Source organism: Enterococcus sp. DIV0876, assembly GCF_050529585.1.
GTDB lineage: Bacteria > Bacillota > Bacilli > Lactobacillales > Enterococcaceae > Enterococcus_D.
The window spans coordinates 382645-396010 of the sequence record NZ_CP172882.1 but is presented as its reverse complement, the minus strand read 5'-3'; the positions used below and the strand labels follow the sequence as shown (position 1 = coordinate 396010).

The window sequence follows — 13366 nt, the reverse complement described above, 5'->3', positions numbered from 1 at the left end:
GATAGAATTCCCCCCTCAACGAATCGCCTGTTTGTTCACATTTTTTTATTCAGCTGTTGATCAAAGGCTGACAATAACAAATAATCATGGCCTTTCCTATAAATGAAAGGCCATGACTATTTTGATGATTTGATTTATCGCAATGGTTTCCAAGTCCACTCTTCAACTTCCGCGATATCATAACCATTTTCACGAATAAAGTCATGGTGGTATTGCACGGTGTCTGCCATTTTTTGTGCAAAATCGGCAGCATCCGCACCATAGACCCATTCAGCGGCATCTTTGGCCAAATGGAAACGATCCAATTCAGATAGGATCCGCATGTCAAAAGGTGTAGTGATATCGCCATTTTCACGATAGCCATGAATATGGATCTGTTGATTTTCTCGTCCAAAGAAAATATCTCTGATCAACCCTTCATATCCATGAAAGGCAAAAAGAATTGGTTTGTCTTTCGTAAAGTACGCCTCAAATTCTGCATCGCTTAATCCCCGTTCATCTACTTCAGGACGACGGAGCTTCAGCAGATCGACGACATTGATAAACCGGATCTTCAAGTCAGGGAATGCCTCGGCTAAAATCGATACGGCAGCCAATGCTTCTAAATTGGGTTCAGTACCAGCCGCAGCAATCACGATATCTGGCTCTTCTTCATGGCTTGTCGATGCCCAATCAATGATTTTCAAACCGTCTTTAACCAATATTTCCGCTTCTTGCGCTGAATAAAATTGCGGACGCGGGTGTTTGGAAGAAACCACCAAATTGATTTGATTTTGCGTTTGCAATGTATCATCCATGACAGCCATCAAACTATTGGCATCCGCTGGTAAATAGACCCGCACAAAAGCGGCTTTCTTTTCAGCAATATGGGTCATGATCCCTGGATCTTGATGTGTATAGCCATTATGATCTTGTTGAAACACTGTAGATGAAGCAATCAGATTCAGTGATGGATAAGGATTGCGCCAATCCAAATCATTGGCTTTACGCAGCCATTTAAAGTGTTGCGTGATCATAGAGTCCACTACCCGCAAGAATGATTCATAGCTGGCAAAAAAGCCATGTCTGCCGGTCAACACATACCCTTCAAGAAACCCTTCTGCTTGATGTTCAGACAACTGTGAATCGATGACTCGGCCAACAGAGGATAACCACTCATCATAATCAGGATGTATGGCTTCTAACCACTGGCGGTTCGTAACGTCAAACACATGATTCAATCGATTAGATTTGGCTTCATCCGGACCAAATATCCGAAAATTATCTGGGTTTTCAGTGATGATATCTCGAGCAAATTGACCAAAAACCATCATGTCTTGCGCTGTGACTGCCCCTGGGGTATCAATAGCAATCGCATGTTCTTGCCATTTTGGCATCCGCAACGGCTGCGGATCGATCCCGCCATTGGTGATAGGATTAAGCGCCATCCGTTTAAGGCCTTGAGGTGCCAACGCTTGGATCTCAGCTTTGATTCTGCCTTGCGCGTCAAACAAGTCGTCTGGACCATAAAATTGCAGCCAATCAGTCAACGCATCAACATGGTCCATATGATGGGCATCAACTGGTATCGGTACTTGATGGGCTCTAAAACCACCTTCGATTGGTTCGCCATCCCAAACTTTTGGGCCAGTCCAGCCTTTAGGGGTTCGTACGATCAATACCGGCCATTTTGGCATCGTTGCTTGATCGGCAGGCTGCTTGCGGGCATTGCTTTGGATGGATTGGATGGTTTCGATGGCTTTATCCATCTGTTGCGCCATTTGCGGATGCACCGCTTCAGGATCATCTCCTTCAACAAAATAGGGCATCCATCCCATGCCTTCAAAATATTGTTTTAGCTCTTCATCGCTCTTACGGGCTAAAATCGTCGGATTGGCGATCTTGGCACCATTCAAATGTAAAATCGGGAGTACGGCACCATCATTCACTGGATTGATAAACGTATTCGAAAACCAACTGCCTGCTAATGGTCCGGTTTCTGCTTCACCATCACCCACCACTACGGCGGCAATCACATCAGGATTGTCTAATATCGCACCAACGCCATGAGAAATCGAGTAGCCTAGCTCGCCGCCTTCATGGATCGAACCTGGCGTTTCCGGCGCGGCATGGGATGCGATCCCACCTGGGAAAGAAAAGGTTTTGAACAAATGCTGCATGCCGGCTTCGTCTTGGGTCGCTTGCGGATAAATTTCTGTATAACTGCCATCTAGATAAGCATTGGATACCATCACTTGCCCACCATGACCAGGACCTTCGATATAAAACATATTCAAGTCATACTTGTTGATGACCCGGTTCAAATGCGTATAAATAAAATTTTGGCCGGCGATCGTGCCCCAGTGTCCAATCGGATGCACTTTCAAATCATTTTCTTCGATCGGTCTACGCAACAAGGGATTGTCTTTCAGATAAATTTGACCAACAGACAAGTAATTGGCTGCACGCCACCACGCATTCATTTTGGAAAAATAGTCTTTTGTTTCAAATTGATTCGTCATGTTGCTCCTCCTTCTTGGTACTTGTTCTTTATAAGTAAAAGTCTATGCGTGGGGGAAATAAAAGTCAATTTTGCTGATTTTGGCGCCCATTGCAGACAATAAAAAACTGGCAAGAAAATCCTGCCAGTTAACTTGGTTATTTGATCGTTACATAGTCTAAGCCAACCAGTTTGGCCCATGTTTCAATTTGATCAGATGTTAATACGAGAGATACCACAGTGTGGTGGCCGCCACCCGTTTCGATCCATTGCTTGATTCCTTCATGGAAGTTTGGCCGTGGCGTCCACATAACGCGCGCCACTGGTAATTTAGGTGCTTCTTCTGTTGGTTCAAACGCATCGACTTCATTGATCAGCAGTTTGTAATGGGTGCCAAAATCAGCCATTGACACGACAACACCGGCGCCTCCTTGACCATCGAACACCAAACGTGCTGGATCTTCACGATCCCCCATTGATAAAGGCGAAACCACGATTTTGGGTTTATTGACTGCCAAAACAGGATCGACTTCCATCATATGAGATTGCAAGATGGCTTCCTTGCCTTCTGCTAATTCATACGTATAGTCTTCCATGAAGCCTGTTGCTTGATTGTGTGCCATGATTTTCATTAAGCGATCAATGGCAGCAGTTTTCCAGTCACCTTCACCCGCAAAGCCATAACCTTCTGCCATTAAACGCTGCACAGCCAATCCAGGTAATTGCTGCATGCCGTACAAGTCTTCGAAGTTGGTTGTGAACGCTGTGTAACCTCCTGCCTCCAAGAAGCGACGCAAGCCGATTTCTTGTTTGGCTTGGACTTTGACATGATCTTCCCATTTTTGATGGTCATAATCACCATAATCAAAATCGTATAAGTCACGATATTCTGTAAATAGCGCAGATACTTCTTCATCGGTCACAGCATCGATGTACTGAACCAAATCACCAATCCCAAAGTAATCGACTGTCCAGCCAAATTGAATCTGTGCTTCAACTTTATCCCCTTCAGTAACACCCACATTACGCATGTTGTCACCAAAACGAGCAACTTTGATTTGGAAACTTTCATTGTAGGCCACAGCTGTATCCATCCAAGCCGCGATTTCTTTTTGGATTTTTTCATTTCTCCAATAACCGACAACGATTTTGTTTTGTTTTTTCAAACGAGCATTGATAAAACCATATTCTCGATCACCATGAGCTGCTTGATTCAAGTTCATAAAGTCCATATCGATCGTTTCCCACGGAATGCTTTCATTGTATTGTGTTGCTAAATGAAGCAATGGTTTTTGCAATAATTTGGTACCGCGAATCCACATCTTCGCAGGTGAAAAAGTATGCATCCAAGTGATCACACCAGCTACTTCATCTCGGTAATTGACTTCTTTCATAATCTTGGTGATCGTATCTGCCGTTACAGCTAATTCTTGCAAGACGACTGGATAAGGCAACGTACCACTGTCATTTAAATAGTTGACCATTTCATCTGCATGGGCTTTGACCTCATTCAAGGCTTCTTCTCCATATAAATGTTGCGAACCTACGACAAACCAAAATTCTTTTTTCCCAATTTCTAACATTGTTTTTTTGCTCCTTCTTAATTATTTTGCCCGTAATAGGCGTTTTTTCCGTGTTTTCGTAAATAATGTTTATCCAAAATCCGTTGCGGCAACTCTGCAGCATAACTATTGAGCTGTCTGGTGATCACATTCATTTTGGCCACTTCCTCTAATACAACGGCATTCATCACCGCTGACTTGGCATCTTTCCCCCAAGTAAAAGGTCCGTGTCCATGCAATAAAACCCCCGGGATCTCAAGTGGTTGGATGCCACGTTCATTGAAAGTCTCAACAATAACGTTGCCGGTTTCCGTTTCATAGCCATCATCAATTTCTTTTTGGGTCAAAAATCGTGCACATGGCACCGCGCCATAAAATGTATCCGCATGGGTCGTGCCCATTGCTGGCAAATCAATACCGGCTTGCGCCCAGCTAGTTGCCCATGTGGAATGGGTATGGACGATTCCGCCGATTTCAGGAAATGCTTTGTATAAAACGGCATGCGTGGGTGTATCAGAAGACGGGTTCATCTGACCCTCGACTATATTTCCATCAAAGTCGCAAACCACCATGTCACTGGCTTGCATAGATTCATAGTCCACGCCACTGGGTTTGATCACAAATAGTCCACGTTCTCGGTCGACCGCTGACACATTTCCCCAGGTGTACTTGATCAATCCTTGTTTTGGCAATTCCAAATTGGCTTGAAACACTTCTTCTTTTAGTTGTTCTAGCACATATATCCCTTCTTTCTGTTAAATAAGATGATCAATAGCGGCTTGTTCGATTGGCAGGCCAGCTTGATAGCGATCAACGAATAGTTGAAATCCTTCAATGTCAGCCGGCAATGGTGCCAACGTTGTGCCTGTATCATCTTGGAAAACGACTTCATTCAAAAAGACATCCAGTGTCTGGTGGTCGGATTGGCGTAGGTATTCAGCAAGAAGTGCTATTCCCCATGCACCGCCCTCACCAGCAGTTTCCATTACTGTGACAGGGGCTTCCATCACTGCGGCCAACATACGTTGTGCAACTTCAGGTGTCTTGAAAATACCGCCATGACCCACGATCCGTTCGATTGCTACATCTTCAGCTTCAAGGATTTTCATACCGATCTTCATAGCACCAAAAGCACTGTACAGATGCATACGCATGAAGTTCGGCAGCGTGAATGCGCTATCAGGAGAGCGGACAAAAAGTGGCCGTCCTTCCGCGATTTTGGTAATATTCTCTCCAGAATAGTAGCCATAAGAGAGCAACCCGCCACAAGATGGATCGCCTTTCAACGCTTCGTTGAACAAGAGTGCAAAAATCTCTTCAACTGAATAATCGATCCCCGCAGCCGATGTAAATTCTTTAAACAGCTTGACCCAAGCATTGATTTCAGAAGTGCAATTGTTGGTATGAACCATCGCCACCAAATCACCTGCTGGTGTGGTGACCATGTCGATTTCAGGATGAACTTGTTTCAACGGTTCTTCTAATACAATCATCGCGAATGCTGACGTACCTGCTGAAACATTTCCAGTTTTCGGTGCCACACTATTTGTTGCCACCATCCCAGTTCCTGCATCGCCTTCTGGCGGACATAACGGGATGCCGGCTTGCAGATTGCCGGATGGATCTAGCTTCAAAGCACCTGCTGCTGTCAAGGTACCTGCCGTAGTTCCTGCAACAAGGACTTGCGGCAATAGCTCTCTTACTTGCCATGGATAATCAAATTCTGCAATTTGGGCGTCAAATTGTGCCAATTTGGTTTCATCAAAATCTTTCGTGTGACTGTCGATTGGAAACATGCCCGATGCATCACCGATCCCAATCACTTTTTCACCAGTCAATTGCCAATGGACATATCCTGCCAGTGTAGTAAAGAAAGCAATATCAGCGACATGGCTTTCTTGGTTCAAGATGGCTTGATATAAATGGGCAATACTCCAGCGTTGCGGAATCGTGTATTGAAACAATGCGGTCAGTTGTTCTTCCGCATCTTCCGTGATTGCGTTGCGCCATGTCCGAAATGGTACTAACAGATGATCCTGTGCATCAAATGCCAGATAACCGTGCATCATTGCTGAAAAGCCGATCGTTCCGATTTTGGTCAATGTCAGCCCATATTCCTCTTGGACTGCTTGCTTTAGTGCCTGGTAACTGGCTTGCAGCCCTTGCCATACAGCATCCATGCTGTATGTCCAAATCCCATCTGCCAATTGATTTTCCCATTCAAAACTACCAGAGGCAATCGTTTGAAAATGATCATCGATCAACACTGCTTTGATGCGCGTTGACCCTAATTCGATCCCTAACGAGGTCCGTCCTTCTTTGATGGCTTGTTGCATATGCTCTGTCATCTGAATTACACTCCTTTATGCTTTTTAAGATTGGTTGCTGAATGACGGACGATCAAGTCCGGTTCAAAATAAAACGCATCTGAATCCGCGGTGTTTCCTGCAATAACCCATTGCGCAGCCAATGTCCCCATGGCTTCTTTCGGATGGGTCAGTGTCGTGATCGTCGGGACAGATAGCGTACTTAACGGAGAGTCGTCATTGCCCGTGATCGAAAAATCTTCCGGAACTGATTTTCCAGCAGCAGTCAGTTCTTGGATCAAACGCTGGGCAATCTCATCGTTATAACAGACGACTCCTGTCACTTGATTGGCTGCTTCAACCAATTGCGCCACTGCTTGCTTGATCACTGTTTCCTTCGTTTCTGTCGTAAACGTCAATACATCCTCAGCCTCAAAGGAGCATTTGGCGTTGGTCAAGGCTTTGACAAATCCTTTCAACCGATATTTTCCTTGCAAATCATCTATCTTAGTGATCATCATTAACCGCGAATGTCCTTGTTGCAGTAAATAATCTGTTGCCAAAAACCCAGATTTTGTATCATTGACACAAATATGCGGTAATTCCAATTCCTCATAGTAGGCATTGATCATAACGACAGGAATGCCGCTTTCTTTCAACGCTGCGTAATAAGCCAAGTTAGGATTATATTGATTGCTCTTAGTAGGTTCTACGATCAACCCGTCTACGCCTTGATCCATCATTTGCTGCAAACACGCACGTTCTTGCTGATGATCATTATTGGTCGATCCTAGCAGCAATGAATAGCCTTGCTCTCTCAAGGATTGCTCAACGCCCCGCATGATCGATGGAAAAATATAATCCGACAAATACGTCATAATGATGCCAATCGTTTTGCGGCTAGATTGATTCTGGTTAGCTGGTTTTGATACATACGTGCCAGATCCACGTTCTTTTCGCAAATAGCCTTCATTGACAAGGACAGCAATTGCTTGTCGTACGGTATGCCGACTAAATTGAAATTCTTCTTGTAATGCCGCTTCAGAAGGAATAGCATCACCTTCTTGATAGGTGCCCAAACGAATATGTTCACGTAGAATATCCGCTAGTTGTTCGTACTTATTAGCCAATTTAATCACATCTTTCAAAAGTTGTCCGTACATCTACAATAGCAAGAATGCGCTTTCTTGTCAATCATTATCTAAATAAAAAAGAAAACATCTCAGCTAAATTAGTTATCGTCACAACTCGAGAACATGCTATACTAGACATAAATGCTGTCCACTAAAGGAGGTTTTCTACCATTCATTCGTTTCAAGAAATCAAACATCATTTTCCTGAAGCCACCTTGCATGATGCTGTTGCCAGCGATCGAACGATGCTATCGATTCCTTTTGGTCAACAATTTGTATGGCTCTCTAAGGAAACATTAAGTAAGAAAGAATTGCTCTTATTACAATTACGGGATGCCGATACGCAAAGAATCATTGATCCTCGCGCCCATCCTTGGTATTCGATTTTATTCGAACATCAGCCCATATCTGATAATGCCGCTTATCGTTTTTTACATGTTCACTTCAGTAAATCGATTGACAACCTACAGTCAGAGTGGCTTGCAGAAATTCAGCAAATGCTGCCTTCTGTCGTAGATCTGTTCTTTACTTATGACAATCAAGCGGTGATTATCGAGCAACATACAGGAGAAAATCTCCGTGTGGAAGATTTAGATGGATTATTTGTGGCTTTAGATATGGATTTCGATTGCTATTCCCAATTGTTTGTCGGTCCTTTCCATCGTTCAGCGCACGATTTTACCAATTTATGGCAGGAAGAATCCACCTTTTATCAAGAGGTCCTAAGAATGCGGCCGCAGCAAAAAAGTTTGGATCTACCCAAAGCGCTGGTGACCTTGTTTATCTCCGGGGCCAATCCTTATCTTTCGCTGCTCAGAACACTATATTTAGATTGGTTCGAGGAAGAAACAGAGACCATCATTCGCTCTTTGTGGCACAATCAAGGAAATGCCAGTTCCACAGCCAAAGCGTTGTTCATGCATCGAAACTCATTGCTTTACAAAATCGACAAATTTCAAACAGCAACCAATTTGAATTTAAAAGTCATGGATGACCTGCTGCTTTGCTATTTCTTATGCCAAACATTTTCCACAAATACAGACTAGACAACATGCACAAGAAAACGCTTTTTTTCTTGTGCATGTTTACGTTGTCTGATAGAAGCGTTTTCATTTATGATAAGCATGTAAACTAAATCGAAAGAGGTAATCCGAATGGTAGAAATGGCCTTAAAAAGTATTCACAAAAAATACGACAACAATGATAATTACTCTGTAACAGATTTTAACTTAGATATCGCAGACCGCGAGTTTATCGTCTTTGTTGGACCTTCTGGTTGTGGTAAATCAACAACACTACGGATGATCGCTGGTTTGGAAGATATTTCTGAAGGTGAATTGAGCATCGGCGGCAAAGTTATGAATGATGTAGCTCCTAAAGACCGCGATATCGCCATGGTATTCCAGAACTACGCATTGTATCCGCATATGACTGTATTCAACAATATGGCATTTGGATTGAAACTGCGTAAGTATGACAAAGAAGAAATCAAAAAACGTGTTGAAAATGCAGCTGAGATTTTAGGCTTGACTGAGTATTTGGAACGTAAGCCAGCGGCCCTTTCAGGTGGACAACGTCAACGGGTTGCCTTAGGCCGTGCCATCGTCCGTGATGCGAAAGTCTTCTTGATGGATGAGCCTTTATCTAACTTGGATGCGAAATTGCGTGTAGCAATGCGTGCCGAAATCGCGAAATTGCACCAACGTTTGGAAACAACAACAATCTATGTTACCCATGACCAAACAGAAGCAATGACCATGGCTGACCGGATCGTTATCATGAAAGACGGTTTCATCCAACAAATCGGTTCTCCAAAAGAAGTGTACAATACACCGAAAAATATGTTTGTAGCCGGATTTATCGGTTCACCAGCAATGAACTTCTTCAACGTAACGCTGAAAAATGGCGTCATTTCAGATGGCCAAAGCTTAAACTTGCGTATTCCTGAAGGGAAAAACAAAGTTCTCGTTGAAAAAGGATATGAAGGCAAAGAATTAGTCTTTGGTATTCGTCCAGAAGATATCCATAGCGAGCAAATCGCATTAGAAACATCTCCAGAAGCAACTGTTCGTGCCGAAGTTGTTGTATCAGAATTACTTGGTGCTGAAACAATGCTTTATACAAAAGTTGGTGCCACTGAATTTATCTCTAAAGTAGATGCCCGCGACTTCCATCGTCCAGGTGAAACAGTTGATTTGGCTTTCAATATCAACAAAGCCCACTTCTTTGATAAAGATTCAGAAAATGTCATCACATTACCTTAATTTGTAGTTACCGTGCGCTGTTCTCGGATTTGCCCCCTAGGCAGTCGCATTTAACTAATATCCACTTTTATTCCTTATTTGTATCCCCTAAAAAGAGACAGTCTTACGACTGTCTCTTTTTGGGTCTGCTATTTTGAATCTATTGCGGTCATGACCAAAAAGCCACTCCGCTGCATTCAACAATCATTGGATCAGGTGAACATGGATCATTTTGTCCCTATCATTATGATACGTTGGAATTCTCTCCCATCGGTTTCAGTTATACTTGAAACGGTCTATCCTTTCACAGCCTTCATCCATCTGACTGAAGATCATATCTTCAAATAAAAAGTGCCTACCATACTCTTACGCTTACGTTCTCACCCATAAAAAAAACCTCAAAAACAATGTTTTGAGGTTTTTTGAGGAAGGGGGCATGATTGAAAGATAGAGAATAAAATATCATTGACCTAACAGCTGTAAGCTCTCCTGCAACACCGCTTCGCCATCAAGCGCTTCGTAATCCGATGCTTCGATCAATTTATAGGGAACTGCTTTGTAATGAAGGAAATCTTTCAAACGATTGATTTCATATTTTGACTGGGGACCAATCAACAATGCATCTACTGTCTGTTGTTGGATGATTTGCTCTGCAATGATTGCTGGTGCAGAGTAAATGTGAAGAGCCAAATCTTTTTCATCCGCTGCCCGTTGCATGTTTTTGACTAACAAACCAGTTGTGATCCCAGCTGTACAAATCAAGAGAATCGTTTTTTGAGGTACCTCATTCATCTCATCTACCTCCTAAGAAATTTTCTTTTTCTTATTATAAATGTCAAGGACAACAGCTAATAGCAAAATCAGACCTTTGATGGCTTGCTGCCAGTCAACACCAACACCTAAAATCGACATCCCATTATTCAAGACACCCATGACTAAACCACCTACGATGGCGCCCATGATCGTACCAATACCACCCGATGTTGAAGCACCGCCAAAGTAAACAGCTGCCATCGCATCTAGTTCCATCGATGTCCCTGCTTGCGGGGTAGCAGCATTTAACCGCGCTGCCAATACAAGACCTGCCAAGGCTGCCATAACACCCATATTCACGAAAACCCAAAAAGTGATTTTTTTGGTTTTGATACCAGATAGTTCTGCTGCTTTCTTGTTTCCGCCTGTTGCGTATATTTGTCTGCCGGCTACTGTTTTATTGGTCAAGAAGCCATAAGCCGCCACGATAATGCCCAACAAAATCAAAATGATCGGATACCCTTGATATGATGCAAACACATAGGTTGCACCAATGAAAACAACCGCAATAAATAAAGATTTCAACATAAAGGTAGTTGTAGATTCTACTTCAAACAAATTCTTTTTGCGTCTTTCTCTTGTCCGCCATTGACCAAAAATCAAAACACATGTGATGAGCACCCCCAAAATCATTGACAATAGATGGATATGTTCTCCACCAACAATATCTGGCAAATACCCAGTTGAGATTTTTTGAAAAGCACTGGGAAATGGGGCCAGCGACTGTCCGCCAAGAACAACTTGGGTCAACCCTCTAAACATCAACAGACCGGATAAAGTCACAATAAATGCTGGGATCCCAACATAAGCTACCCAAAAGCCTTGCCAAGCACCAATAAGTGCCCCCATCAATAAACAAATAGGTACCGCAACCCAAGGACTCATTCCCTGATTGACCATCAATACCCCAGCAATCGCTCCTACAAATGCCATGACTGAACCGACTGAAAGATCAACATGACCTAACAGCACAACTAAGAGCATACCAGCGGCCAACACGAGGATATGACTATTTTGCAGAACCAAATTCGTGATATTCAATGGTCGCCAAAATATCCCATCTGTCATTGCTTGAAACGCAATCAGTAAAAAGACTAGAATAATGATCATGCTATATTTGCTAAAAATTTCTAACGCTTTGTCTTTGATTGAATGATTTTTTTCTTTTTTTAATTTATTGGTTGTTTCCATATCAAACCCTACTCTCTTCTAGTGTCATCAAGTTCATCAATAATTCTTGATTGGCATCTTCTCTTAATACTTCTCCTGTAAAACGGCCTTCGTTCATTGTATAAATTCGGTCACACATCCCCAATAATTCAGGTAATTCAGACGAGATGATACAAATGCCTTTGCCTGCTGCAGCCATTTCTTCGATAATCGTATAAATTTCATACTTTGCGCCTACATCGATTCCTCGTGTTGGCTCATCCAAAAATAAAATGTCTGGTTCAGTCATCAACCATTTAGAAAGAACAACTTTTTGTTGATTTCCCCCACTCAGACTACCGACATTTTGATAGATTGAATTGGTTTTGGTACGCATCTTTTTACGATACTCTTCTGCCATCGTCACTTCTTTTTCTTTATCGATCACACCTTGATGACTGATTTTCGATAAACTAGCGATCGTCGTGTTTTCTCTGATATCCATTAAGAGATTCAACCCTAAAGCTTTCCGATCTTCAGAAACATACGCAAGACCATTTTTGACAGCAGTCGGCACATCTTTGACTGAGATGGGTTGCCCCTCTTTATAGATTTCCCCTGAGATATGACTGCCATAAGAATGGCCAAATACACTCATGGCAAATTCTGTACGTCCGGCCCCCATCAGTCCGGCAATACCAATAATTTCACCTTTGCGAATCATCAGATTCAGATGATCATTCACAATACGTTGATTGTCGATTGGATGGTGGACCGTCCAATCTTTGACTTCAAAAAAGACATCTCCGATATCTGGATGGCGATCTGGATAACGATTTGTCAAATCCCGTCCGACCATCCCACGAATGATTCGATCCTCAGAAATATCCGCCCCACTGATTGTCTCGATCGTTTGTCCATCTCTTAGGATCGTGATCCGGTCTGCCACATTGACCACTTCGTTCAACTTATGGGAAATAATAATGGAGGTGATCCCTTGGTTGCGAAATTCTTTGATCAATTCTAATAAATTGGCACTTTCCTCTTCATTCAACGCAGCCGTCGGTTCATCTAAAATCAACAATTGAACTGATTTTGAGAAAGCTTTGGCGATTTCAACCAATTGTTGATGTCCCACACCAATCTGAGAAACCAATGTATTGGGATCCATCCGCAGGCCAACCGTCTTTAAGAGGTTGTCTGTCTTACGTTCAGTCAAATCCCAATCAATGATGCCATGCTTGGCTTGTTCATTGCCAAGGAAGATATTTTCTTTGATCGATAGATAAGGACTTAGCGCTAACTCTTGATGAATAATCACAATTCCTTTGTTTTCACTATCGCGCAAATCTTTGAACTTGCATAATTCGCCTTCATAGTGAATCGCGCCTTCATAGCTGCCATAAGGATATAACCCGCTTAAAACATTCATGAGCGTCGATTTCCCTGCACCATTTTCACCGCATAGTGCATGGATCTCGCCTCGTTTGATGGATAGATTGACGTTGTTCAATGCACGGACGCCTGAAAATTCTTTGATGATACCTTCCATCGTCAGAATATTATCTGCCATATTTCCTTCACCCTTTTCTTGTATGTATATTCCTATTCGACCCACTCCAGCACATAGATATGATACTGATAAATGAACAAGCTGCATCCTATTTGATGCAGGATGCAG

10 protein-coding genes are annotated in these 13366 nt (G+C 42.8%); 2 read left to right on the top strand and 8 right to left on the bottom strand.

The annotated features are described in order from the left end of the window. Positions 1 to 134: 134 nt before the first annotated feature. From IGI41_RS01920 to IGI41_RS01900, 5 genes are all read right to left on the bottom strand, one after another. Positions 135 to 2501, bottom strand: a complete 2367-nt coding sequence (locus tag IGI41_RS01920) for a phosphoketolase family protein (protein WP_430610979.1) — start codon at positions 2499 to 2501, stop codon at positions 135 to 137. 136 nt (positions 2502 to 2637) lie between these two features. Then, complete coding sequence (gene araA, locus IGI41_RS01915; RefSeq protein WP_430610978.1) at positions 2638 to 4062, bottom strand: L-arabinose isomerase; 1425 nt, start codon at positions 4060 to 4062, stop codon at positions 2638 to 2640. Between the two features lie 17 nt (positions 4063 to 4079). Then, a complete protein-coding gene (locus IGI41_RS01910) occupies positions 4080 to 4778 on the bottom strand; it encodes an L-ribulose-5-phosphate 4-epimerase (protein WP_430610975.1) in 699 nt (232 codons plus the stop codon). A gap of 18 nt (positions 4779 to 4796) precedes the next feature. After that, a complete protein-coding gene (locus IGI41_RS01905) occupies positions 4797 to 6389 on the bottom strand; it encodes a xylulokinase (RefSeq protein WP_430610974.1) in 1593 nt (530 codons plus the stop codon). A 5-nt stretch (positions 6390 to 6394) separates the two neighbouring features. Beyond that, positions 6395 to 7510, bottom strand: coding sequence for a GntR family transcriptional regulator (locus IGI41_RS01900; RefSeq protein ID WP_430610973.1), 1116 nt, complete (start codon positions 7508 to 7510; stop codon positions 6395 to 6397). Positions 7511 to 7695: 185 nt separating this feature from the next. Here IGI41_RS01900 and IGI41_RS01895 point away from each other — a divergent pair, with 185 nt between their 5' ends. Beyond that, positions 7696 to 8526, top strand: a complete 831-nt coding sequence (locus IGI41_RS01895) for a helix-turn-helix domain-containing protein (protein ID WP_430610972.1) — start codon at positions 7696 to 7698, stop codon at positions 8524 to 8526. 108 nt (positions 8527 to 8634) lie between these two features. Continuing rightward, positions 8635 to 9744 carry an ABC transporter ATP-binding protein gene (locus IGI41_RS01890; protein ID WP_430610971.1) on the top strand — a complete coding sequence of 370 codons (1110 nt, stop codon included), beginning with the start codon at positions 8635 to 8637 and terminating at the stop codon, positions 9742 to 9744. A 441-nt stretch (positions 9745 to 10185) separates the two neighbouring features. Here the strand turns inward: IGI41_RS01890 and IGI41_RS01885 are convergent, their stop codons facing one another. The 3 genes from IGI41_RS01885 to mmsA are packed head-to-tail and all read right to left on the bottom strand — an operon-like array spanning position 10186 to position 13258. After that, positions 10186 to 10515, bottom strand: coding sequence for a PTS sugar transporter subunit IIB (locus IGI41_RS01885; RefSeq protein WP_430610968.1), 330 nt, complete (start codon positions 10513 to 10515; stop codon positions 10186 to 10188). 12 nt (positions 10516 to 10527) lie between these two features. Further along, on the bottom strand, positions 10528 to 11727 hold the full coding sequence (gene mmsB, locus IGI41_RS01880) for a multiple monosaccharide ABC transporter permease (protein WP_430610967.1): 1200 nt from the start codon (positions 11725 to 11727) through the stop codon (positions 10528 to 10530). A gap of 1 nt (position 11728) precedes the next feature. Further along, a complete protein-coding gene (gene mmsA, locus IGI41_RS01875) occupies positions 11729 to 13258 on the bottom strand; it encodes a multiple monosaccharide ABC transporter ATP-binding protein (RefSeq protein ID WP_430610965.1) in 1530 nt (509 codons plus the stop codon). Between the last annotated feature and the right edge of the window lie 108 nt (positions 13259 to 13366).